Origin of the sequence: Aeribacillus sp. FSL K6-8210, assembly GCF_037963925.1 — a bacterium.
Classification (GTDB): Bacteria; Bacillota; Bacilli; order Bacillales; family Aeribacillaceae; genus Aeribacillus; species Aeribacillus composti.
The window spans coordinates 3898721-3922290 of the sequence record NZ_CP150172.1; the positions used below are offsets into that span (position 1 = coordinate 3898721).

A 23570-nucleotide genomic window follows, 5' to 3' on the forward strand; every position below is an offset into this window, starting at 1 on the left:
TTGTGGCTGTTCGTTCGGCTCTTTTCATGTTAATAATCCATATTTTTAACTTTTTGCTTTACTTCCTCAATATTTCTCATTTTATTTTCCCAGCACAATTCGCTCAGATCAACAGGGTATTCGGCAGGATTTAAAATGCGTTTATATTCATCCCATAACAGCTCCAAATTTTCTTTTACATATGACCGGATTTCTTCCAATGAAGGACATTCATACGTAAGCTCGCCATCAACAAAAATATCGTGATGCAAATCCTTTGCCGTAAAATCGGTTACATATTTTTTGATAAATGTATGGACAGGATGGAACATTTTCAGCCGCTTTTCTTTTTGCGGCTGTTCAAAATGTAATGTAATATAATCTCCTTCAGCCCTCTTATCCTTGTTGTTGATAATTCGATATACATTTTTCAAGCCTGGTGTTGTCACTTTTTCCGGATTTGATGAAATTTTTATTGTATCGACTAATTTGCCGTCGTCCCCTTCAATGGCAACCAATTTGTACACAGCTCCCAATGCAGGCTGGTCGTAGGCGGTAATCAGCTTCGTTCCAATTCCCCACACATCGATTTTCGCTCCTTCAGCTTTTAAATTGACAATCGTATGTTCATCAAGATCGCTCGAAGCTATAATTTTTGCGTTATGGAAACCAGCATCATCAAGCATTTTTCTCGCTTTTTTGGACAGATAAGCCAAATCCCCGCTGTCAAGGCGAATACCGATAAAATTAATTTTATCGCCAAATTCTTTTGCAACCCGAATGGCATTCGGAACACCGGAGCGAAGCGTATCATATGTATCCACCAAAAAAACGCAGTCTTTATGAGTACTTGCATATTTACAAAATGCAACATATTCATCACGATACGTTTGAACAAATGCATGTGCGTGGGTTCCGGAAACAGGAATTCCGAAAATCTTCCCTGCTCGGACATTGCTTGTCCCATCAAAGCCGGCAATATAAGCTGCACGGGTTCCCCAAATAGCTGCATCCATCTCATGGGCTCTTCTTGTTCCAAATTCAAGCGCTGATTCATTTCCAATAATTTGTTTAATTCTTGAAGCCTTTGTTGCGATAAGCGTTTGATAGTTCACAATATTTAAAAGAGCTGTTTCAATAAGCTGCGCTTCCCCTAGAGGGGCTTCCACACGCAAAATCGGTTCATTTCCAAATACAAGCTCTCCTTCTTTCATGGACCGAATCGTGCCGGTAAAACGAAGGTTCTCCAAGTAACGGATAAAATCTTCTTTGTAATTCAGCTCTTCCCTTAAATAAGCAAGGTCCTCTTCTGTGAAGCGGAAATTTTGTATATAATCAATAATTCGTTCCAGGCCGGCAAAAACAGCGTAACCGCTCCCAAAAGGAAGTCTTCTAAAAAACAACTCAAAAACTGCCTTTTTTTGGTGGATGTCATCCCTCCAATACGATTCGACCATGTTGATTTGGTATAAATCGGTATGGAGCATCAAACTATCATCATTATACATTTTCATCATCATGAAACCCCCATAATATTTAATCGCTGTCTGTTCCATACGGAATGTTGAAATGTCCAAGAGGCCCATTTGTGTCTAGCGGCGATGATAGATGGATGAAGCCTGTTCAGCAAAAATTTGAAACCTTTCAGAGCAGGCATCCCCTTCAAGCTTCCTTGCAATCTATCAGATCTTTCTAACGGGCTTAATCGTTGAAACAAATCTCAAGGACGAATCTCCATTATATTATGAAAGCACTAACCGTATTGTACTCCTTTCTATACCGTCATTCAATATTTGCCAAAATTAGTGTCCATTTTAAAAGCCGAAATTACCTAATCCTGCTTCTTTTACTATAAGAGGGTGATTTTGGCAAATTTGTCAAATAATCGGGATAATCCGTAATAATTCCATCGACATTCATGGCCATCAAATGTTGAATATCGTGTATATCTCTAGCTGTATAAGGCATAATTTTCATGCCGCTCTGATGAATCATATAAACTAATTTAGGGGTTACAAGCGCTTTATTCGGATTGATATATGTCGCAAATGCTGCATATTGCTGTAAATGCTCCTCCGTAATAGCGCCATGTCTATATCCGATGAGCACTCCAAGAGAAATCGACGGCAAGACACTGTGGAATTCCTGTAAAAAAGCGGTATCAAAGGATTGAACGACCACATTCAGTTGCTGATCCCCTTTTTCGATCAGTTCTTTTGCCAACCTCTCTACAATGCCGAACTGCTTTTTCGGTTCTTTAACTTCTATTAAAAAATTGATCTTCCCCCTGTATTTCTTAAGGACATCGCATAAAAGCGGTATTTTTTCTCCGGAAAATTTTCGATGAAACCAGGCTCCAGCATCAAATTGTTTTAGTTCTTCATATGTGAAATTTTTAACTAAACCTGACCCGTTTGTTGTACGATCAATCGTTTCATCATGAATAACGGCGAGCAACCCGTCTTTCGTCATCCGTACATCCAATTCTAAATAATCCGCCTTCATGTCAATAGCGAGATCAAAGGCTGCAAATGTGTTTTCCGGAGCATATCCAGATGCTCCCCGGTGTGCAACGGCAATTGTTTTGTTGGGCTCTTTTTTTAAATGAAATATTTTATAAAAAAAGCGGTGAACATAATAACGAACATAATCAAGCATGCATAACCATCCCCGTTTTTTTTGGATTTATACTAAATAATAATCACTTACATTAATTTATAACATTTTTTTTACAATTTTATTTTTCTTTTGCAGGATATTTCGTTTTGGAATAGAATAGTATTTAGAATATAAAAAAATTTTTAATTAACGCATCTTACAACACACCATTGTTTCCAGCCTGCACCTCATGATGAGAAGTTTTGGCCAAATCTCCTCTTCATAACACCCATTTCGCTTTTGTCCCGGATTATGCCCTATGCAAAAAATCTTAAGTTCAAGGAGAGTGATGGGATGATTAGAAAAGACGTGATGACAAAAACATGGGGAAATAAAGAAATTGTGACAAGTCCGTTTTATGGTGTCATAAAAAAAATTATGACCGAAGCAAAAAACCGGATTTATGAATGGGAACCGTTGTTTACCATTCAAACGGATGAGGGTACTCTTGTCCAAATCAGCGTCGGTATTGGAGGAATCATTGACAAGCTGTTCGTCAAAGAGGGAGATCGGGTTATTCCTGGAGCAGTCTTAGCATATATTGATGAAGATTTAATAGTCACTGGCAGCGATTAAGAATTAGGACCCCTAAGAAGAAAAAAGGGGTCCAGTAATAGCTACTTGTATTGAGCAACAATTTTTCTCAACCGGTTATTTAACGATTTAAGCATCCAATCCCGAAAGATCTCCTGTTTTTCTTCCAATGTTAAATAATACTCGGCGCCAGCTCTCCCCTTTGCAAGATCCGTTATATGTTTAATTGACAAGGCAGCAGCAACGGAAATGTTTAAGCTTTGCACAAATCCTTTCATAGGAATTACAAACGTTCTGTCAGCCATGTCAACCGCCTCTTTTGAAACACCGCTATGTTCATTTCCAAAAACAAGGACAGTCGGTCTGCTTACATCAAGCTTTTCAAGAGGAACAGCCTGTTCACTCAAATGGCTAACATATATTTGATATCCTTTCTTTTTTAATTGACTGATGGCTGCACTAATATCTGATTGATAATCAATTGTCAGCCATTTGTCTGCACTTTTCGTCACCAATTCATTAGGGGCAAAAGGCGCTCTTCCGGTGACAACCGTTACATTCTGCACGCCAAAAGCTTCGGCAGAACGAAGAACAGCCGCTTGATTATGGCCGTCATCCACCGCTTCCAACAATATGGATACGTAACGAGTCCGTTCCTTCAATACCTCATATAAACGATTCAGCCTTTCCGGCACAATCATATCAAGAATTTGGCGATCCTCATCATTTACAATCTTCTCTTTCAGCAATAATTCCACAATATTATTTTCTTTATTAACATTCACATCCCTTTACCTCCTTGAAAGCACGTGCGGGCAAGAAGATCGAACGTTCTCATTTATTATACGTCTTCTCCAAAAAAAATCTACCTCCTATAGCTGGAAACGTTATAGATCAGGTTAAATATAAACAGTTTATCCACATTATCTTTGTACTGTTTCGTTCGTACTCATTGGGCAAAAACAACAAAGTATCAAAATTTGTTTTTTTAAAAGAAGAGAATTTCCGCAAAGCTTCTTTGTATATATCAACGGATATTCACAGGAAATCCCCCTAATATAAACAGCTTTTACACATATTTTATCCACATATCCACATTAGCTATCCACATTTCGTATTGGCACATTTGTTCCCTACTACATATATGATTAAATAATTCACATTTGTTGATAAACTTATCCACTTATGCACAGCTTACAAACGGAAAACACTCAATTGCTTGTTTTGAACAAAAAAATCCCGAAAAGAGGTTTCGTAACCTTTTTTCGGGACGCTTATGTTAATAGTGATGTTGATGGCCTAAGGACATAACCCATATAGACCCTGCAACAATGACAATTGCGATATAGATCCCGTAATAAATCATTGTTGCCTGCCAAGAACCGCTCTCTCCTTCTTTCATATGCATGAACAGCAAAAGCTGAATAAACGCTTGGCAAAATGCTAAAACGACAATTAATGTAATAATCGTATTTGTCGGCAGATCGGTTGAAAATGTAATCCACACCGCCAATAACGTCAATATTATGGACAACAAAAACCCGAAGACATGCTTCCAAGGAAATCCTTTTTCGTTTTGTGCCAAGTTAACTCACCATCCCTGTCAAATAGACGAGTGTGAAGAGGAAAATCCAAACGACATCAAGGAAATGCCAATATAGACTTGAAATAAACACTTTTCTTGCCGTATCCGCGTTAAGGCCTCTTTTCAGCACCTGCAAAATGATAATCAAAATCCAAAATATCCCGATCGTAACATGAAGCCCGTGCGTTCCAACAAGAGCGAAGAAGGATGAAAGGAACGCGCTTGTTTGCATTGTTGCACCTTCATGAACAGCATACAAAATGAACTCTTCTATTTCAAAGTACAAAAAACCGATTCCCAACAATATCGTAACAATCAGCCAGCCGATCATACCGGCTTGCTTGCCTCTTCGCATTTCATAAACGGCAAGACCGCAAGTGAAGCTGCTTGTAAGCAGAAGAAAAGTTTCAATCAAAACTGTTTTCAATTCATACAATTCCTCGGGACCTGGTCCGCCCGCTGTTCTGGAGACGAGCACAAGATACGTAGCAAAGAGGGTGGCAAACAGGGCAAGCTCTGCCCCGAGAAAAATCCAAAAACCTAAAATATTTAATTGATTTTGTTTCGTTGAATACTCAAGTGGAAGATTCGATTGTTTTGGAGCAATTTCCGACATGTTACTCCCTCCCTGCTTCCGTCTGTTTAATTTCTTCGACCGGCACATAGTATCCATCATCATATTCAAAAGAGCGCAAAATCATGCAGATGATAACGCCGATCAATCCGATGATCGCAACCGGCATCCATTCGAAAACTAAACCGAAGCCGGCTATAAAGAAGAAGATCGACATGATGAAAGGCCGCCCCGAATTTGATGGCATATGGATTGGTTTATATTCCGGCTCCTCTTCTTCTTTTCCTTCTTTCCGTTCCTTCTTCATCATCCACCAAGCGTCAAGACCTTTTACCTGCGGTGTTACGGCAAAGTTGTAATGCGGTGCAGGCGACGGAATAGACCATTCCAGCGTCCGGCCATCCCAAGGATCTCCCGTGAGGTCACGCTCGCCTTTAAAGTACGTGTACACAACATTAATACACAGGAAGATAAAGCCGATTCCCATCATAACTGCGCCAATAGTCGAAATGACGTTTAATTCCGTCCAGCCGGCATCTGCCGGATATGTGTAAATTCTTCTTGGCATGCCCATAAATCCTAAAACATATTGCGGCAAGAAACATACATTAAAGCCAAGGACGAAAAACCAGAACGTAATTTTGCCGAGCTTTTCATTTAAAATGACGCCAAACATTTTCGGATACCAATAATGAAGCGCTGCAAAGACAGCAAAGACCGTACCGCAAATTAACGTATTATGGAAATGGGCTACAAGGAAATACGTATTATGATATTGGTAATCGGCCGCAGCCATCGAAAGCATCACACCTGTAACCCCGCCGATGACGAAAGTTGGAATAAACGCCAAAGACCATAGCATCGCAGATGTGAATTTGATTCGACCTTTATATAAAGTGAAGAGCCAGTTAAAGATTTTTACCCCTGTCGGTATGGCTATCGCCATCGTCGATACAGAGAAAAATGCATTAACCGGGGCTCCTGAACCCATTGTGAAAAAGTGGTGCACCCAAACGAGCATACTTAATACAGAAATCGCCACCATGGACCAAACCATGGCTGTATAACCGAAAAGACGTTTTCTTGCAAACGTTGAGACAACTTCCGAAAAAACCCCAAACGCTGGCAAAATGGCAATATACACTTCCGGGTGCCCCCAAATCCAGAACAGGTTCGCCCAATGCATTGGCACTCCATCGCCTGAAAGCGTAAAAAAGTGAGTGCCAAATATTCTGTCCAACGTCATTAATGCTAAAGCAACCGTCAATACCGGAAAAGCGAAAACAACCAATATAGACGTAATAAGTGTTGCCCATGTAAACATCGGCATGCGCATTAAAGTCATTCCAGGAGCTCTCATTTTTAGAATCGTTACAATGAAATTAATACCGGAGATTAATGAACCGATCCCTGAAATTTGCAATCCTAATAAATAATAATTTTGGCCCGGCCCCGGGCTGAGTTCATTTCCAGCAAGAGGCATGTATGCCGTCCACCCTGCATCCGGTGAGCCGCCGATCACAAATGAAATGTTGAACAGCAAGGCGCCAAAGAAAAACGTCCAGAAGCTGAGTGCATTCAAATACGGGAACGCCACATCTCTAGCTCCAATTTGGAGAGGAACTGCAATGTTCATGATCCCGAATATGAACGGCATTGCCATAAATAAAATCATAATGGTTCCATGTGTAGTGAAAATTTCATTATAATGCTGTGAATCTAAAAACGTATTATTTGGCACTGTCAATTGGGCGCGCATTAAAAGTGCGTCTACGCCCCCTCGGAATAGCATTAATACGGCGGAAATAATATACATAATCCCTATTTTTTTATGGTCAACAGTCGTTAGCCACTCTTTCCACAGCCATTTCCATTTTTTAAAATAGGTTAATACAAAAACGATACCAATAATTGTTAATACAATGGCTGCATCCGCCATATATATAAGGGGTTCGCCGGTAACGAAAAATTCATCCCATTTCACAGCACGTTCCTCCTTCCTTCCGATTAATGTCCTTCGTGCTGATGGCTTTCATGTTCACGATTATCATGATGATCAGATTCAACTTCCTCCAATTTTATGGTACCGTGCTTTTCTTTTGCAGGGATATTGTCTAAATGCTCACCTGGTTTCGCAAAATCAACCCACGCCAAATGTGTTCCAGAAAAAGTCAATTTATCTTTTAAAACTCCGACTTGGATGATTTCGTTAAATTGTTTTTTCGTCAGCAATGGAGCTGATGCTTGTGTTTCTTTCACCCATTTATAAAAATCTTCTTTTTCCATTGCGTTCACATCAAATGTTTGATGGGCAAATCCTTCTCCTGTAAAATTTGAATTCCGCCCTTTAAACGTACCGACATGATCAGCCTGCAAATAAAGAGTCATTCCCATTCCAGCCATATTATATTTTTGTCCGCCCAACTCTGGAATCCATAAAGCGCTCATCCCGCCGACAGCTGTCAATTTAAATTCAACTGGAACATCTTTTGGAATGTTGACATAATTGACTGTTTCAATATTTTCCTCCGGATAGCTGAAAATCCATTTCCAATCGGCTGCTGTCGCATGAATGACAATTGGTTCAACTCCTCTAGATTCCTTCGGCGGTTTTTCAAGCTCAAAAGTCGCCTTAACCGTTGGTATCGCCAATGCAATGACAATCAACACAGGAATCGCCGTCCAAACAATTTCAAGCACTGTATTCCCATGCTGTTCGGGCGGTTCATAATCCATATTGTCAGGTCTTTCCCTGTATTTCCACAAAATAATCGCAAACAATGAAAAAATGACGACAATAATCAAAAGCATAAATCCAACAGACCAAAGGATTAAATCTTTTTGAACAGCCGCTACCGGCCCCTTTGGATTTAATAAGACAAACCGTTCGCTGCATCCTGATAGCAGGAGCAAAACGGATAATGGCAAAACTTTCATAACCAACTTCAGCCAACTTGGTTTGGCCGGCATTGTGATCCCCCCTAGGATTTTCAAAAATGTGCCAAAAAACGTCAACCATTCACTTTGAAACAAAAATCATCTGTTGTAAGTGAACTTTATCACAAATTTATGTAAAAAAACTTGAATTCAATAAACAGTCAATAAAAGATTAAAATTTTGTAAAAAAATCGCCATCAATCCGACACAAAACAGGAAATCATGTGAATCGAAAGGAATGATTGCCTCTATTGCTAATAGACGCATAAGAAAAACCGGGCGAAAAACATCAACGCCCGGTTTTTCTATTCGCACACATCGGTCTTTTTGTTTTCTACATACTATACGATCGGAAAATCAGCTAATTTCTAAATCTATCCATTTTTAACAAAAGCGGATAATCTCATTGTTTCCATGTTCCCAAAATTGATTTCCATTTATTTCATCAAACAATTTGTCCATACCGCAACAGAGACAACTTGGCAAGAAACTGTTCATATTATTTTAAGTTATAGCCTTTTCTTTCCACAAATTGTTTCATATACATTCTCACCGGATTTGAAAGAGCGCGAGCCATTTGCCCTGTCCAAGTATCTTTGCGGACACCATTTGTACGTTTTTCATAATATTTGGATACTATTTGATTATATTCAAGAAGCCCCTGTTTATATATTTCTTCGTTTTGCTCATATTCTTCCTCATGATAAACATGATGTAAAGGCAATCGGGGTTTTTTTCCGGTATCAACGGCCGGATAGCCGACCGTTATGGCAAAAAGCGGGATGACCCGATCAGGAACTTTTAGCAGCGCCGAAACATCCTCTAAATTGTTGCGAATTCCGCCAATATAACAAATGCCAAGCCCCATGGACTCAGCGGCTAATGCAGCATTTTGCGCGGCCAATGCCGCATCAATAAGCGCAACCATAAATTTTTCTGTGCTTTCCAAGGATACCGTCACGTCTTTATCTTCCATTTCGCCTATTAGTTCGTGCCGGTGCAGATCTGCGCAAAAAACAAATAAATGGCCGCTTTTTTCCACATAGTCTTGGTTCCCCGCCAGTTCCGCAAGTTTTTTTTTCGTTTCCGGATTTTTCACCCCAATGATTGAGTAAGCTTGTATGTAACTTGAAGTCGAGGCCGATTGGGCACATTCCACAATTAAGCGTATTTGTTCATCCGTAAGCGGCCGATCTTCAAATTTTCGAACGGATCGATGGTTTAAAATGGTTTCGATCACTTTATTCATCATCATCATCCTTTCTTTTATATTCTTTTCTCAAAGTTTAACTTTTTTAGACGCCCATTTCATCGATTTTGTTTTTCGGCCAAGCAAAATGTGAAACGTAAGGATTTGGCCGTAATCGAGAGCATTTATAAGGATTTCTTATAAAAAATAAAATAAATTGAATAAAAAAGCTTATTACGACAAATTAATCTGAAAAATTAAACTTTCTATCAATTTTGTTTAAAGATATAATAAAATGTAATCTTTTTTAAAGGGGGATTTGATGAAGAATCGAAACATTATGGATTGGCCGACCTTTATCGGGGCGCTGCTTTTGCTGTTAATTGTAGCCGCTCCATTAGCAGTATTCCCTGAACAAGGCGAAGCCATTGTATTAGCTGCCAGCAGCTTTTTAACACAAAAATTTGGAATATTGTATTTAATCATGGGTGCAGCAGTATTGATTTTTATTCTTTATGTTTCTTTTAGCCGATACGGAAAAATCAAACTGGGGGATCCTTTAGAAAAGGCTGAGTTTCCGACATTATCTTGGGCAGCTATGCTTTTTTGCGCTGGAATTGGATCAAGTGTTCTTTATTGGGGAACGATTGAATGGGCTTACTACTATACGGGACCTCCATTTGGCATCGAACCTAGATCAAAAGAAGCCGTTGAATGGGCGGCCGCATATGGAATTTTTCATTGGGGACCGACGGCATGGGCCATCTATTGCCTCCCTGCCCTGCCAATCAGCTATTTCTATTATGTAAAGAAAAAACCGGTGTTAAAAGTAAGCGAAGCGTGCCGGCCTCTCATTGGCAAAAAAGCAGATGGACCAATAGGCAAAATCATTGATGTCTTGTTTATGTTTGGTTTGCTGGGCGGAGCTGGAACGACACTCGCTTTAGGGACGCCGCTCATTACAGAAGGAATTCATGAACTTTCCGGCATCGAACCTTCGATGACACTCCAAACAGTGGTTTTGCTTATTTGTACATTGATCTTCGCAGCAAGCGCTTACTCCGGTTTGCGGAAAGGCATTAAAATTTTGAGCGACATCAACCTATGGCTTGCCGTATTATTGTTGGTGTTTGTCTTCCTTGCCGGCCCGACCGTCTTTCTGGCGGAAACGGCCGTCAACAGCATCGGCATCATGCTTGATCATTACATGCGGATGTCTTTATGGACTGAACCTTTTAACAGTTTAGGACCGTTTGAACGAACAGGCTTTCCGGAATCATGGACGGTATTTTATTGGGCTTGGTGGCTCGTGTACGCTCCATTTGTCGGCTTGTTCGTCGCTAAAATTTCAAAAGGACGCACTGTCCGCGAAATGACGCTCGGAACAGTAGTATATGGAACGCTCGGCTGCATTCTCTTTTTTGGGATTTTAGGAAACTTTGGATTATTTTTAGAACTGACAGGCCAATACCATGTAACAGCTACATTAGATGAACATGGCGGATCAGCAGCCATTATCGGAATATTGAAACAATTGCCGTTAAGCAACATTGTGATTGCCGTATTTACTGTGCTTGCCGTGATCTTTTTAGCAACAACGTTTGATTCAAGCTCTTATATTTTAGCATCTGTTGTCCAAAAAGAAGTTGCCGATGAACCTTTGCGATGGAACCGTTTATTTTGGGCTTTTGCTCTTTCCGTTTTGCCGCTTATTTTAATGTACCTCGGCGGATTGTCCACATTGCAGACTGTTAGCATTATTGGCGGTTTCCCTTTGTTGTTTATTTTTGTCCTTTTAGCCGGTTCTTTTATCAAAGCGGCAAACCAAGATTTTTATTCCAGTAAATCTCAATTATTTAAAATGTATCCTAAAAAGAAAGGCGTGAAAAGAAACCTTCTCTCGAAATAACTGTTTTCCGGAAAAATCCCAACCGCTGTAAAGACCCGCAGAAAACCTTTATGTTCTGGCGGGTTTTTGTCATGTAAAGCGGAAGAAATCGCAAGCCATCTACTTTCCTAAAAAATTTTTCTTTTTAATTGCAAATGTGGTGTTGAAAAATAAAAAAAAATCCTCTATTCTGATAATTATAGTTTCATATGTGTACCAGCAACAGGTGCGTCATATTGCAGCCGCAATATGCGCTTAAAAGGGAAGTTTGGTGAAATTCCAACACGGTCGCGCCACTGTGATGGGGAGCTTTTGATCATCAGCCACTGTTTCTGCCAGAGAAATGGGAAGGAGATCAAAAGCGTTGAACCTAAGTCAGGAGACCTGCCTGTTGTATGCACTACGACCTACGCGTCATAGGGAGGAGTGAGAAGCCATGTTCATGTTGAAACCATTTGGGTGCCTCAACACGAGCTAGGATATCCAGTCCCTCTTTTATTAGCGTAAAGAGGGCTTTTTTATTGTGTTGAGCAAAAATCAAATGGGAGGTTTTCGTAATGGCAGCCATTAGTTCAAATCTTGGCTATCCGCGAATTGGCGAACGCCGGGAATGGAAAAAAGCTTTGGAATTATTTTGGAATGGAGACATTTCTGAAAGCAGCTTACTGGAAACGTTGAAAAAGATCCGTCTTTCCAACTTAAAGAAACAGCATGAAAGCGGAATTGAGCTGATTCCCATAGGAGATTTTTCGTTTTATGACCACGTTCTCGATACTGCTTTCATGTTTGGATATATTCCTTCGAGGTTCCAGCATATGGATCCCCGTTCCATCAAAACATATTTCGCAATGGCAAGGGGATCCGAAGAAGCCGAGGCTTTAGAAATGACAAAATGGTTTGATACAAATTATCATTATATCGTTCCGGAACTGGAAAATAAGCCGCCTGCTTTTTTGGAAAACCGTCTGCTCAAGCTTTACAATGAAGCAAAAGACGAACTAAATATTGAGACAAAACCTGTTGTTTTAGGGCCGATTACTTTTTTAATGCTGGCGAAAAAATATGAAAAACGAGATTTTTATAAGCATTTATCTGCTTTCATCCCAGTTTATATTCAATTGTTGACAGAGTTGCATCAAGCAGGCGCAAAGTGGGTGCAAATCGATGAGCCTGTTCTCGTTCAGGAAATTGATGAGTCATTGATTCCGTTGTTTAAAGAAGTGTATGAAGCTTTTCACGAAGCGAATCCATCTTTGAACATACTGTTGCAAACTTATTTTGAAAGTCTTTCTCACTATCAACATATCGTTTCATTGCCTGTTGCTGCTATCGGTCTTGATTTTGTACATGATGGGGGAGCCAACAGTGCAAACATCCAAAAATTCGGGTTTCCAAAAGACAAAATATTGGCTGCCGGTTTAATCAGCGGCCGCAACATATGGAGGGCATCATTAGAAGAAAAAGCAAGCAAAATTGATTTTCTCGCTCAGCATGTTGATGTTGATCGATTGATCATTCAACCTTCCTGCAGCTTGCTCCATGTGCCGGTTACCGTAAAAAATGAACACGAATTGCCGGAAATTTTAAAAAATGCTCTCTCCTTTGCAGACGAAAAATTAAGTGAAGTCCATCAGCTGACACAATATGCAAAAGGTGAATTAAGTATAAGCGATTTACGATACGATGACCGTTATTACACGCAATTTATGAATTCTGATTTTCGGACAAACCGAAACGTGCAAGAGGCAGCCGCCAAGATTGAATCCTACCCGACGAACCGTGTGGACTTTTCTGTTCGGCGCAAGCTGCATAAAAATAGATGGAACTTGCCAATTCTACCGACAACAACGATCGGCAGCTTTCCGCAAACGAAAGAAATCCGCCAAACCCGTTTAAAATGGCGGAAAGGCGAATACACAAACGAGCAATATGAGTCTATTATCAAAGATGAAATCAAAAAATGGATTGATATTCAGGAACAGCTTGAACTTGATGTATTGGTCCACGGGGAATTTGAACGAACGGACATGGTGGAATATTTCGGAGAAAAACTAAAAGGAATTGCTGTTACCAAAAACGGCTGGGTGCAATCTTACGGTTCACGCTGCGTCAGACCGCCGATCATTTATGGCGACGTTGCCTTTGATCAGCCGATGACCGTCAAAGAAAGCGTCTATGCCCAATCATTGACGGACAAACCTGTAAAAGGAATGCTGACTGGACCTGTCACCATCTTAAACTGGTCTTTTGTCCGTGATGACATTAGCTATGCGGACGTTCTTCGCCAGATTGCCCTTGCCATCCGCGAAGAAGTATTAGCTCTGGAGAAAAACGGCATAGGAATGATTCAAGTTGATGAACCTGCTATCCGTGAAGGGCTGCCGTTAAAAAGATCGAAGCAAAATCAATACATCGAAAACGCCGTCGAAGCTTTCAAACTTGCCACCAGCTCCGTCAAACCGGAAACACAAATTCATACTCATATGTGCTATTCCCAGTTTGAAGATATGATGGAAGCGATCGATAAGCTTGATGCAGACGTTATCTCGATTGAATCGTCCCGCAGCCACGGAGAACTTGTTCATGCTTTTGAAAAGTACCAATATAAACGGGAAATCGGTTTGGGCGTTTATGACATCCACAGCCCGCGTATACCTTCCGTCCAAGAAATAACCGAAAATATCGACCGTGCATTAAAAGTACTCGATGTACATCAGTTCTGGGTGAATCCTGATTGTGGTTTAAAAACAAGAGCGGTCACCGAAACTGTCAATGCACTCAAAATCATGGTGGAAGCGACAAAAGCGTATCGGCAAGCCATCGCCGCAAAACAAATTTGATCCTATTAAGCAAAAGGTACATTTGCTGACACCGTTTCAGATGTTCCTTAGAAAGGATAAAGACCGCACAATTCAACGATGACTTTCGCTGTATGAAAAATAGCGCAACCATCATTGAACACAGTTTTCTCCAAACATAAACAAAAGGCGCCCGGATTAAGGCGCCTCTTTTGATTTTGCACGCCATTTGCGAATGATTGTTCCTAAAAAAATGATTCTACAGTCTGTTTCAATTTTGCCGCACTCTTCTTGACATCGTCCGCATAACTTATGGCGGATATGACGGCGACGCCGTCGGCTCCGTTTGCAACGACTTGTCCGGCATTTTCACTGTTGATGCCGCCGATGCCGACGATCGGAATCGCAATGCCTTGGTTGCGCATGCTGGAAATGATTTGCGGACCTTGCGCTTTTTTGGCGTCTTCTTTCGTCTTCGTCGAAAAAATGGGGCCGACGCCGATATAGTCTGCGCCTTGCGCAATGGCTCTTTCCGCTTCCTCAAACGTATGAGCCGACACTCCTAAAATTTTATCGCCAATTTTTTGGCGGACAATTTCGGCTGATTCATCCTCCTGACCGATATGAACGCCATCCGCATCAAGTTTCAAAGCCAGATCAACATCATCGTTTACAATAAAAGGAATTTGATGTTTTTGGCATATTTTTTGCAGTTCTTTTCCGAGCTTTAGCTTGTCCTCGCCCGTTAATGCGCCTGTTCCTTTTTCGCGGTACTGGAAGATGGTAATCCCCCCCGCTATCGCTTCTTCAAGCACATCAAGAGGATTTTTCTTGCAATTTACACTGCCCATAATAAAATACACTTTTAAAAGCTTTCGCAGTTCATCTGCTGTCACTTTCGGCATAATCCATCACCTGCGTATTGAGATTTTCCAAAAAAATTGCTGAAAACATTGGCCCCTTATTTTCGGCAAAATGAACCCCTTTTCTTCAAGTCGTCGCTTGTCACTTTTTCCAATTGATTCAAAAACTCGATTTGAAAGCTTCCCGGTCCCCTGCCTTCTGTCACACTGTATGCTATTTCCGCCGCCACACCATAAGAGACAAGGCTTGCCACTGAGGCAACGAGCAAATCTTGTTCAACTGCGGAAAAAGCGCCGATAATGGATGATAACAGACAGCCTGTGCCCGTTACTTTTGTTAAAATCGGATGTCCGTTCTGGACTTGATATGTCGTTTGGCCATCTGTCGCCACGTCTTCTTTCCCGGTTATGACGACAACAGCGTTTAACTGCTTTGCCGCTTTCTCAGCCAATAAAACTGGATCGGCAGCTGAACCAACGGCATCCACTCCTTTCATTTGGAGCTTTTCGCCGATAACATTGGCAATTTCAGGCGCATTTCCGCGAACGATGGAAACACGAACCTCTTTTAATATTTGTTGGGCAGCTTCTGTCCGGTAAGGTGTGGCGCCAGCGCCAACAGGGTCTAAAATGACCGGTACGCCGTTTTCGTTTGCCGATTTTCCCGCAAGTATCATCGCTTCCACGACATCACTTGTTAACGTCCCGATATTTAAGACGAGTGCGCCGGCTATTTTCGCCATATCCGCCACTTCTTCCTTTGCATATGCCATTACCGGTGAAGCCCCAATCGCCAACAAACCATTTGCTGTAAAATTGGTGACAACGACATTTGTAATATTATGAACAAGAGGATTTTGGCTGCGCACCTTCTCCAGTGCGGAACCTAACATTTCAATATTCATCATCTCACTCCTTCCAACATCGGAAAAAAAACGCTTATTTGCAGCATTTTTCCCGAAAGCAAAACGCTGTTAAGGACATTATATCAGATGCAAAACTTTTATCGGCACGCTGCAGTTTCGGTGGTTAAATTATGTTATAATACTATATTATCAAAATGGATTGTAAATCATTTCATATAAAAAATGTGTATGAATCATTATCCAAATTGTTGAAAGAATATACATGTTCATTTATAATGTTTCAGAATAAAGTTGAAAGGATCTTCAAAAATTTGTTTTCTATATTTTTTTTAGGAGGTACAACATGAATCAATATTTGAGAAAAATAATAGCCTTTGCGGCTATGGCAACTTTGCTGTTTATGCTTTCCGCTTGCGGATCGAACAATTCCGGCAAAAACGATGCAGCCGGCAATGATGAGAAAAAAACATTGAAAGTAGTGACAAACGCGGCATACGCACCGTTTGAATATATGGACAAAGGTGAAGTTGTCGGCTTTGATATCGATTTTATCAACGCAGTGGCGAAAGAGGCCGGATATGATGTAGACATCAAGCATACCGGATGGGATCCAATGTTTGCAGAAGTTCAAGGCAAACAAGCCGACTTGGCAGCTTCTTCTGTGTCCATTACAGAAGACCGCAAACAAACATACGATTTTTCGGTTCCATATTTTGAATCTACACTTATGATTTTAATTCCCGAAGACAGCGATATTCAAAATGCGCTTGATCTGAAAGGAAAAACGGTTGCCGTCCAAAATGGCACAACCGGCCAGACCGCTGCCGAAAAAATACTTGGCGGCGATGGAACGGTTAAAAAATTTGAAGACAACGTCCTCGCGATCATGGAACTTCTGAACGGAGGCGCAGACGCAGTTGTGGCCGATAACGCGGTTGTCAACGAATATATTAAAAACAATCCTGACAAAAAATTAAAAGCCATTAAAGATCCGGAAAACTTTGATTCGGAATATTACGGTTTGATGTTCCCGAAAGGAAGCAAATTGAAAGCAGAGCTTGACAAAGCGATCAATTCAATATTGGAAAACGGAACGTACAGTGAAATTTACCAAAAATGGTTTGGTGTAGAACCAGATATCGATATATTAAAAAATCAGCAATAATTTTTAGCATTTCGCCGGCATTTTGCTTGTCCGGCAATGCATGCGGGGAGATATATGTATGAATTTTCGTTTTGATCTGATAGCTGAATATGCGCCCTTTTTCTTCCAGGGAATGCTCGTCACAATTGGGCTTTCTCTTGCGGCGATCGCCATCGGCACTGTTTTAGGTCTTTTCATCGGCATCGGGAAAATTGCTCAAAATAAATTTATTCGCCTGCCCTTTTCATGGTACGTTACATTTTTCCGAGGGACGCCTCTTTTTGTGCAAATGCTGCTTGTCCACTTTGGCCTCGTACCGCTGATAATCGGCGATACAAATGGAGTTATTGCTGCCATTGTTGCACTTTCCTTAAATTCCGCCGCCTATATAGCGGAAATTTTTCGGGCAGGCATTCAATCGATTGACAAAGGTCAGATGGAAGCGGCAAGATCGCTTGGCATGAGCCATAAACAGGCGATGCGCTACGTTATTTTGCCGCAGGCGACAAAACGGATGATTCCGCCGCTTGGCAACGAATTTGTCGTCCTTATTAAAGAATCGTCGATTGCAGCGATTATTGCCACTCCAGAACTGATGTATTGGGGACGGGCAATGCAAGGGCAATATTATATTGTATGGGAGCCATACCTCACCGTTGCGCTCATCTATCTTGTTCTGACATTGTCCTTAAGCAAATTATTAAGCTTTGTTGAAAGGAGAACAAAATCCGGATGATTCAGGTGAAGCATTTAAAAAAGAACTTTGGAAAAATAGAAGTATTGAAAGATATCAGCGTCGACATTAAAGAAAAAGAAGTTGTCTGCGTTATCGGCCCTTCCGGTTCAGGGAAGAGTACGTTTCTCCGCTGTTTAAACAAGCTCGAGGACATTACTTCAGGACAAGTTATCATCGACGGACAAGATATTACCGATCCACACGTGGACATGAATAAAGTGCGCCAAGAGGTTGGCATGGTATTCCAGCAGTTTAACTTATTTCCCCACAAAACAGTAATTGAGAATATTATATTGGCACCTGTCAAAGTAAAGGGAGTTTCTGAAAAGGAAGCAATTGAAAGAGGGATTTCACTGCTAAAAAAAGTCGGGCTCAGTGAAAAAGCCGACAGCTACCCTGACGAATTATCAGGCGGGCAAAAACAGAGGGTGGCCATCGCCAGAGCGTTGGCGATGAATCCAAAAGTCATGCTTTTTGACGAACCAACTTCCGCCCTTGATCCGGAAATGGTCGGTGAAGTGCTGAATGTCATGAAAGAATTGGCAAACGAAGGAATGACAATGATTGTCGTAACACACGAAATCGGATTTGCCAAAGAAGTTAGCGATCGAGTGATTTTCATGGACGGCGGATATATTGTAGAGGAAAACACACCTAGCGAGCTTTTTAACAATCCTAAACACGAACGAACAAAAGCTTTTTTAAGCAAAGTGCTGTGAATAAGGCAAGTATCCGGCATGCGGGTTGACTTAAACTCCTTTTCAATCAAATCTCATACGAATTCATTTCGGACAAGCCGAAAAGCTTGTCCTTTATCTTTTTCTCAATGGAGCTTCTCCCCTCTTACGCACTACGCACTCGTTCTTCATATATTATTTGCCATCAGCATCCAAAAGTGTTTGGACGGTAAGCCTTTCGTATATTTCCCAGCCTGAAGTTCCTGCTTGGAAGTACTATTTGAATTGTCGTAGCATCGCGGCTTGTACCAAAGTTGTTCAGCTTTTGAAGACTGACATTTCTCATCTTGGATTAGAAAGCAGAAGGCACAGATGCCGATAACACATCCAATTTTTTTAGGTCAGTAACTTTTTTTCTAAAAAAAAACAGGGTCTAAGACCCTGTAAGCAAAAAAACATTAAATTTCATATTTATACTCGCGGTATGCATCGATCAAGAGGAAAATTGCCGTTATGATATGCATCACCATTCCAACAATCGGAATCCATGCAATGCAGGAAGTAATAATTCCTAAAATGCTGCCATGCTTGTTTTTATTTGTTATAATGGCAAAAATCAACGTCACAAGGTGCAGTACAAACATAAACGCCAAAGGCGTCCATAGGAAAGATAATATAATCGTTCCACCTATAACTGGAATTCCGAAAAATGCTTCAAGACCCCCGCTTACCCATTTTAAAATGTTGACTACTGACATATAAATCCACCTCTGTATCCGTTTTTTCAATATACGAATTGGCGAATTGAAATGTTTCAAATATTCTTCAGCCCGGCACAAAAACTATTTTTGCAAGACAATTCATCTTGTTAGAGTTTTCACAATTTTTATTTTATGATAAAATCTTACAACAAAATAATTTTTAACGGGAGTTTATGGAGATGACATATAAACTTTTATTTTTGGACATAGACGGAACAATTTTGACACCGGATGATCAAATTCAAGAATCTACGAAAAGAGCTGTAGCTGCAGTTCAGAAACAAGGTGTAGAGGTCTTTCTGGCAACAGGGAGACCTTTGCATGAAATTTCGCATATCGGCAAAGAGCTGAACGTTCAATCGTTTATTGGCTATAACGGCGCATTTACGGTTTATAGGGGCCGCGAGATTTTAAAAGAGCCGATGAATCCAGATATTGTTCAAAACTTTGTGCATACCGCCAAACACCATGGACATGAGCTCGTCATGTATACAAGAGAAAAAAATGTCCTTAGCTCGTTTGATTCCCCTGCCATAAAAGATTTCATTCAAAAATTTCATTTACAAAAAAATGAGTTGTTTTCGTATGATATCATCGATCAAGTTTTAGGAATGACGATATTAAATTTAGCTGATCGCGATGTTTCTCTTTATGAAAAAGACGATCTTATATACTTATCCCAAGTGAATATCGAAGGCCTGGCCCAATGCTACGATGTCATTAGGGAAAAGGTCAATAAGGGCAAAGCTGTCAAAGCAATATTAAATTATCTTGGCGTGCCAAAAGAAAGCGCCATTGCCTTTGGCGATGCCATGAATGATAAAGAGATGCTCTCAATAGTCGGCGAAGGTTTTGCAATGGGGAACGCAGATCCAAACCTTTTGCCATATGCGAAGCACCAAACAACAGACGTAACAAATTCCGGTGTCTATCACGGTTTGAAAAAGCTTGGTCTCGTTGAATAAGTAAGTAGACTGTGTAATAGTCTTTTCCCTGCCAAATAGACAGTTGTAAAAAAAGATTATGCAAAACTGTGTTTCGGTATTCAGCTGGAGCACAATGCAAAAATTGTTCATGATGTTGTTTTACAGTAAGAAAAATACAACATTTCTATTTTCAGGTAAAAAAGAACTCGATGCAACGTGATCCAGGCAGCTGTCTTTGCCAAAACGGCTGCCATGTGACCGAGTCCTTCTATTCTGCTTAGACGAATACCAGAAAATAGAAAACTGGTCTTCCTTCATCTTCAAAACGAAGTGAGTCATCTTTGTTCACATTGGAAAGAAAAAACGGGCGATGAAGGTTTTGCGGCAGGGAGAGGACCGAATTAATTTATTTGACGAAATAAACTGAAAGGTCAGGAAATGTGCTCCTAATTATGAGCGTGAACCGATACAATATATATTCCTTTATCCGCATAAAAAGAAACTATTAGACTATTATTGAAATCATGAGCAATCGATTGGTGTTCAGAATTACTGGAACATACTGAGTTAACTTTATTGCATATAGTTTATGAAGGTGTATTTATTTTATCCTCATGAGTGGAAAGGAGAAAAAGCTTTGATAAAAGCAATTATTTTTGATTTCGACGGTTTAATTATAGACACAGAGACTCCCTGGTTTGAGGCTTATAAAGAAACTTTAGGTTATTATAATGTTGATTTGCCCCTTGAACATTATGTAAAAAGCGTTGGGTCAGATAATACAGTACTTTACGAGTTTTTCAAACAACAATTGGGAGAAAGCTGTAATATTGAGGAAATTGATACCAAAGCAGAAAGCATTTATAAAGAAAAGATGAAAACACCTCAGGCACGTGAAGGTGTAAAGGATTATTTGCAAGAAGCAAACGATTTAGGATATAAAATTGCTATTGCTTCAAGCTCCACAAGGGAGTGGGTAACTCATTATTTAGATGAACTTGGGGTGTTAAACTATTTTAATACTATTATCACACAGGATGATGTTGAGAAGGTAAAACCGGCACCTGATTTGTATTTAAAAGCAGTTGATGCCTTAAATATCAGCTCAAATGAAGCATTAGCATTTGAAGATTCTTTAAATGGGCTCCAAGCAGCTCTAGCTGCTGGACTGAAATGCGTAATTGTGCCAAATCCAGTAACGAAGTCTTTACCTTTCGAAAATTATGATTTACGACTTCAATCCATGGCAGAAAAAAGTTTAAGTGATGTCATAAAACTTATTGAACAATAAAGAATTAAAATCTCGTATTAATGCTAAAGCTCTATCAAATAATATTTGATAATCCCGCTAGATAAAGAACCCCCAAGGAGGTCCTTTATCTAGCTGCTTCCTCAATGAACACCACCTGCAAATGTTTTCGTGAAATCATTTACGTGTGCACTCATTTCTTTATAACGAGTCCAATGAAGATAATGATTTCCTTCTAAAGTAACTATTTTACTTGAAAAACTGCGGCTTAATTGCGTTTGATAAAACGTTACCATTGGATTTCCCATCTTCGTTCACTCGATCTTCTTTCGAAGTAAAAATCAAGACAAAGGATACAACAAGAAGCAAATGAAATAAAAAATATATTGAGCAAACAGTCAATTTAACTTTCCCGCCTGATATGCCTAGAAATGGCTTTGGTCATTGTTAAATTCTCTTCGGAATAAGTACCTTTTTCAGCTACTAGGAAGGAAATCATCAGGAATGATATATAATGCCAATCGTGCAATTCCAGTTGGTGAAAACATACTTCATATATTCGGACATTGTTGGAGCTGACTCGCCGAAATACTCTAAAACCTGCGGCAAGGTGAAATCAATCCCTATAACTGCTTTCACTTCATCTGGATATGCATTAGCATAATACATGCTGTATATGCCAGAAATAGAGTGCGGCATCAATATGTATGGACCTTCTATATTTGATTTTTTTAGAGTGGTTCTAATTTCCTCCACTATATTTTCCACTGTTCGTTCCTTATTCGTTACGTTGCTCCATCCATATCCAAAGCTCTCTACTACGACCACTTTATGATTCTTTGCCAATTCATTTACTAAGGGTTCGAAATCTAACACGGGAGCTGCTGTGCCTAAACCGCTTAATAACACAATCGTGTTTTCTCCATCACCTTTTGTATAAACGTGCATATTCTTTCCATCTACTTCAACTAATTGTCCTAATGGTGGATATTTTGCTTATACACTGTCATGATGTGATGGAAAACGCCTCAATCAGAGCCGCTGTAATCATAAACAAAAAAATATTTTTTGGAATTATCCAAAATCAAGATTTCTTTTTACTGTTCATTCTTTCACTTCTCTCTATAAAACATTCTATTGATCGGCTATGCCAACGCCATTCGAACCATCTCTCCCGCCCTGATTCCTTTGCAATAGGCCAATTGCTTGCAGAGGTTAAACAAAAATAAAAAACGCGAATTTTCTAAAGGGTGCTTTTCGTCAATAAGGAAGCAGAGCCTTTTTCTTAATAATGACGAAATATTTGCTCTTTTCGTTTCAAAAAAATCCCCTCTAAGTATATGGGCCTTGTCCACTGTCTTCTTAAAGAATATCTTATCAAAATTGGTTCTTTTTTCTTTTACCTTGTCAAAAAATATTTATATAAAAATATTTGAATTCGAGATATTTTTCGGTTATGATAATATCAAAACAAAAGGAGGAAAATAAAAAATGGCAAATTTTCAATTAGATAAGGTGCACAGCTCTATTTCTTTCCAAGTAAAACACTTAATGGTTTCCAAAGCAAAGGGAGAATTCACACAATTTGATGTAGAAGTTGACGGCGATGTCGATCAGCTCGAATCTGCAAAAGTAAAAGTAACAATTCAAGCTTCTTCTATTGACACAAAAAATGAAGACAGAGACAACCATCTTCGTTCCGGGGATTTTTTTGATGTCGAAAACTATCCGGTCATCACGTTTGTCAGTGAATCTATTAAAAAGGTTTCCGACGATGACTATGAAGTAACAGGAAAATTGACAATTAGAAATGTTACTAGAACCGAAACGTTCAAAGTAGAATTCAACGGTCAATCGAAAAACCCGTTGGACGGAAGCATTGTCGCAGGATTTGATGTAGAAGGAAAAATCAATCGCGAAGACTATGGTTTAACATGGAACGCTGCTCTTGAAACAGGAGGATTCCTCATCGGCAAAGATGTAAAATTATTCGGCAGCTTCGAATTTGTCATTAGCTAATCTTTCGCAGGCAAGTGATTTGCCCTTGGCCGCACATGGCGGCTGAGGGCTTTTATTTTATGAAAATTTATCAAAAAATGTCATTCATACCTCTCTAATGAAAAATCCCCCTGCTTATAAAGTTTACTTTTCTTTTATTTTTTGTTATTATTCATAATATTTCAACCGGAGAAGGAGGAAAACAGCA

General features: G+C 39.9%; 22 protein-coding genes and 1 riboswitch. Of the genes, 9 read left to right on the forward strand and 13 right to left on the reverse strand.

Features of this window, described 5'->3' with window-relative positions; all coding sequences use genetic code 11:
* Positions 1 to 29 precede the first annotated feature (29 nt).
* Positions 30 to 1496, reverse strand: coding sequence for a nicotinate phosphoribosyltransferase (locus tag NSQ41_RS18850; protein WP_066251373.1), 1467 nt, complete (start codon positions 1494 to 1496; stop codon positions 30 to 32).
* A 310-nt stretch (positions 1497 to 1806) separates the two neighbouring features.
* Positions 1807 to 2637 (reverse strand): glycerophosphodiester phosphodiesterase family protein, encoded by an 831-nt coding sequence (locus NSQ41_RS18855; protein ID WP_339210671.1) that lies wholly within the window; start codon positions 2635 to 2637, stop codon positions 1807 to 1809.
* A gap of 294 nt (positions 2638 to 2931) precedes the next feature.
* Between NSQ41_RS18855 and NSQ41_RS18860 the strand changes: the two genes are divergently transcribed.
* Positions 2932 to 3213 carry a biotin/lipoyl-binding protein gene (locus tag NSQ41_RS18860; RefSeq protein ID WP_235600486.1) on the forward strand — a complete coding sequence of 94 codons (282 nt, stop codon included), beginning with the start codon at positions 2932 to 2934 and terminating at the stop codon, positions 3211 to 3213.
* A 41-nt stretch (positions 3214 to 3254) separates the two neighbouring features.
* On the opposite strand, the gene NSQ41_RS18865 is transcribed toward NSQ41_RS18860, so the two are convergent.
* From NSQ41_RS18865 to nfsA, 6 genes are all read right to left on the reverse strand, one after another.
* Complete coding sequence (locus NSQ41_RS18865; protein ID WP_327856162.1) at positions 3255 to 3956, reverse strand: RNA methyltransferase; 702 nt, start codon at positions 3954 to 3956, stop codon at positions 3255 to 3257.
* Between the two features lie 494 nt (positions 3957 to 4450).
* On the reverse strand, positions 4451 to 4756 hold the full coding sequence (gene qoxD, locus NSQ41_RS18870) for a cytochrome aa3 quinol oxidase subunit IV (protein ID WP_063389077.1): 306 nt from the start codon (positions 4754 to 4756) through the stop codon (positions 4451 to 4453).
* Position 4757: 1 nt separating this feature from the next.
* Positions 4758 to 5372: a cytochrome aa3 quinol oxidase subunit III gene (qoxC, locus tag NSQ41_RS18875; RefSeq protein ID WP_063389078.1), complete on the reverse strand. Its 615-nt coding sequence runs from the start codon at positions 5370 to 5372 to the stop codon at positions 4758 to 4760.
* A 1-nt stretch (position 5373) separates the two neighbouring features.
* Positions 5374 to 7269 carry a cytochrome aa3 quinol oxidase subunit I gene (gene qoxB, locus NSQ41_RS18880; RefSeq protein WP_232515722.1) on the reverse strand — a complete coding sequence of 632 codons (1896 nt, stop codon included), beginning with the start codon at positions 7267 to 7269 and terminating at the stop codon, positions 5374 to 5376.
* A 68-nt stretch (positions 7270 to 7337) separates the two neighbouring features.
* Positions 7338 to 8300: a cytochrome aa3 quinol oxidase subunit II gene (qoxA, locus tag NSQ41_RS18885; RefSeq protein WP_339198058.1), complete on the reverse strand. Its 963-nt coding sequence runs from the start codon at positions 8298 to 8300 to the stop codon at positions 7338 to 7340.
* 466 nt (positions 8301 to 8766) lie between these two features.
* Complete coding sequence (gene nfsA / locus NSQ41_RS18890; RefSeq protein ID WP_339193629.1) at positions 8767 to 9516, reverse strand: oxygen-insensitive NADPH nitroreductase; 750 nt, start codon at positions 9514 to 9516, stop codon at positions 8767 to 8769.
* A gap of 262 nt (positions 9517 to 9778) precedes the next feature.
* On the opposite strand from nfsA, the gene NSQ41_RS18895 reads away from it, so the two are divergent.
* Positions 9779 to 11365 carry a BCCT family transporter gene (locus NSQ41_RS18895; protein ID WP_339193631.1) on the forward strand — a complete coding sequence of 529 codons (1587 nt, stop codon included), beginning with the start codon at positions 9779 to 9781 and terminating at the stop codon, positions 11363 to 11365.
* A gap of 186 nt (positions 11366 to 11551) precedes the next feature.
* Positions 11552 to 11751, forward strand: a riboswitch (cobalamin riboswitch).
* A gap of 150 nt (positions 11752 to 11901) precedes the next feature.
* Positions 11902 to 14184: a 5-methyltetrahydropteroyltriglutamate--homocysteine S-methyltransferase gene (gene metE / locus NSQ41_RS18900; protein ID WP_339198061.1), complete on the forward strand. Its 2283-nt coding sequence runs from the start codon at positions 11902 to 11904 to the stop codon at positions 14182 to 14184.
* Positions 14185 to 14387: 203 nt separating this feature from the next.
* Here the strand turns inward: metE and thiE are convergent, their stop codons facing one another.
* Positions 14388 to 15047: a thiamine phosphate synthase gene (gene thiE, locus NSQ41_RS18905; RefSeq protein ID WP_339198064.1), complete on the reverse strand. Its 660-nt coding sequence runs from the start codon at positions 15045 to 15047 to the stop codon at positions 14388 to 14390.
* 56 nt (positions 15048 to 15103) lie between these two features.
* Complete coding sequence (gene thiM / locus NSQ41_RS18910; protein WP_339198067.1) at positions 15104 to 15910, reverse strand: hydroxyethylthiazole kinase; 807 nt, start codon at positions 15908 to 15910, stop codon at positions 15104 to 15106.
* A 304-nt stretch (positions 15911 to 16214) separates the two neighbouring features.
* On the opposite strand from thiM, the gene NSQ41_RS18915 reads away from it, so the two are divergent.
* The 3 genes from NSQ41_RS18915 to NSQ41_RS18925 are packed head-to-tail and all read left to right on the forward strand — an operon-like array spanning position 16215 to position 18470.
* Positions 16215 to 17036, forward strand: a complete 822-nt coding sequence (locus NSQ41_RS18915) for a basic amino acid ABC transporter substrate-binding protein (RefSeq protein WP_339198070.1) — start codon at positions 16215 to 16217, stop codon at positions 17034 to 17036.
* A 58-nt stretch (positions 17037 to 17094) separates the two neighbouring features.
* A complete protein-coding gene (locus NSQ41_RS18920) occupies positions 17095 to 17751 on the forward strand; it encodes an amino acid ABC transporter permease (RefSeq protein ID WP_339198073.1) in 657 nt (218 codons plus the stop codon).
* Positions 17742 to 18470 carry an amino acid ABC transporter ATP-binding protein gene (locus NSQ41_RS18925; RefSeq protein WP_339200059.1) on the forward strand — a complete coding sequence of 243 codons (729 nt, stop codon included), beginning with the start codon at positions 17742 to 17744 and terminating at the stop codon, positions 18468 to 18470. The genes NSQ41_RS18920 and NSQ41_RS18925 overlap by 10 nt, the downstream gene beginning before the upstream one ends.
* Positions 18471 to 18886: 416 nt before the next feature.
* On the opposite strand, the gene NSQ41_RS18930 is transcribed toward NSQ41_RS18925, so the two are convergent.
* Complete coding sequence (locus tag NSQ41_RS18930; RefSeq protein ID WP_094244754.1) at positions 18887 to 19186, reverse strand: hypothetical protein; 300 nt, start codon at positions 19184 to 19186, stop codon at positions 18887 to 18889.
* Positions 19187 to 19368: 182 nt separating this feature from the next.
* On the opposite strand from NSQ41_RS18930, the gene NSQ41_RS18935 reads away from it, so the two are divergent.
* Entirely contained in the window at positions 19369 to 20154 is a 786-nt protein-coding gene (locus NSQ41_RS18935) for an HAD family hydrolase (RefSeq protein ID WP_094244755.1), read from the forward strand.
* 601 nt (positions 20155 to 20755) lie between these two features.
* Complete coding sequence (locus NSQ41_RS18940) at positions 20756 to 21406, forward strand: HAD family hydrolase (protein WP_339195854.1); 651 nt, start codon at positions 20756 to 20758, stop codon at positions 21404 to 21406.
* A gap of 101 nt (positions 21407 to 21507) precedes the next feature.
* Here NSQ41_RS18940 and NSQ41_RS18945 read toward each other — a convergent pair whose 3' ends face one another.
* Positions 21508 to 21660 carry a hypothetical protein gene (locus tag NSQ41_RS18945; RefSeq protein WP_339210672.1) on the reverse strand — a complete coding sequence of 51 codons (153 nt, stop codon included), beginning with the start codon at positions 21658 to 21660 and terminating at the stop codon, positions 21508 to 21510.
* A gap of 202 nt (positions 21661 to 21862) precedes the next feature.
* A complete protein-coding gene (locus NSQ41_RS18950) occupies positions 21863 to 22312 on the reverse strand; it encodes an alpha/beta hydrolase (RefSeq protein WP_117016880.1) in 450 nt (149 codons plus the stop codon).
* 543 nt (positions 22313 to 22855) lie between these two features.
* On the opposite strand from NSQ41_RS18950, the gene NSQ41_RS18955 reads away from it, so the two are divergent.
* Positions 22856 to 23383 carry a YceI family protein gene (locus tag NSQ41_RS18955; protein WP_066251402.1) on the forward strand — a complete coding sequence of 176 codons (528 nt, stop codon included), beginning with the start codon at positions 22856 to 22858 and terminating at the stop codon, positions 23381 to 23383.
* Positions 23384 to 23570: the final 187 nt, after the last annotated feature.

Coding starts and splice junctions, on each gene's coding strand:
- NSQ41_RS18850 (WP_066251373.1), bottom strand. CDS start 1,496: ATGATGAAAATGTATAATGATGATAGTTTGATGCTCCATACCGATTTA.
- NSQ41_RS18855 (WP_339210671.1), bottom strand. CDS start 2,637: ATGCTTGATTATGTTCGTTATTATGTTCACCGCTTTTTTTATAAAATA.
- NSQ41_RS18860 (WP_235600486.1), top strand. CDS start 2,932: ATGATTAGAAAAGACGTGATGACAAAAACATGGGGAAATAAAGAAATT.
- qoxC (WP_063389078.1), bottom strand. CDS start 5,372: ATGTCGGAAATTGCTCCAAAACAATCGAATCTTCCACTTGAGTATTCA.
- qoxB (WP_232515722.1), bottom strand. CDS start 7,269: ATGGCGGATGCAGCCATTGTATTAACAATTATTGGTATCGTTTTTGTA.
- qoxA (WP_339198058.1), bottom strand. CDS start 8,300: ATGCCGGCCAAACCAAGTTGGCTGAAGTTGGTTATGAAAGTTTTGCCA.
- nfsA (WP_339193629.1), bottom strand. CDS start 9,516: ATGAATAAAGTGATCGAAACCATTTTAAACCATCGATCCGTTCGAAAA.
- NSQ41_RS18895 (WP_339193631.1), top strand. CDS start 9,779: ATGAAGAATCGAAACATTATGGATTGGCCGACCTTTATCGGGGCGCTG.
- metE (WP_339198061.1), top strand. CDS start 11,902: ATGGCAGCCATTAGTTCAAATCTTGGCTATCCGCGAATTGGCGAACGC.
- thiE (WP_339198064.1), bottom strand. CDS start 15,047: ATGCCGAAAGTGACAGCAGATGAACTGCGAAAGCTTTTAAAAGTGTAT.
- thiM (WP_339198067.1), bottom strand. CDS start 15,910: ATGAATATTGAAATGTTAGGTTCCGCACTGGAGAAGGTGCGCAGCCAA.
- NSQ41_RS18915 (WP_339198070.1), top strand. CDS start 16,215: ATGAATCAATATTTGAGAAAAATAATAGCCTTTGCGGCTATGGCAACT.
- NSQ41_RS18920 (WP_339198073.1), top strand. CDS start 17,095: ATGAATTTTCGTTTTGATCTGATAGCTGAATATGCGCCCTTTTTCTTC.
- NSQ41_RS18930 (WP_094244754.1), bottom strand. CDS start 19,186: ATGTCAGTAGTCAACATTTTAAAATGGGTAAGCGGGGGTCTTGAAGCA.
- NSQ41_RS18935 (WP_094244755.1), top strand. CDS start 19,369: ATGACATATAAACTTTTATTTTTGGACATAGACGGAACAATTTTGACA.
- NSQ41_RS18945 (WP_339210672.1), bottom strand. CDS start 21,660: ATGGTAACGTTTTATCAAACGCAATTAAGCCGCAGTTTTTCAAGTAAA.
- NSQ41_RS18950 (WP_117016880.1), bottom strand. CDS start 22,312: ATGCACGTTTATACAAAAGGTGATGGAGAAAACACGATTGTGTTATTA.
- NSQ41_RS18955 (WP_066251402.1), top strand. CDS start 22,856: ATGGCAAATTTTCAATTAGATAAGGTGCACAGCTCTATTTCTTTCCAA.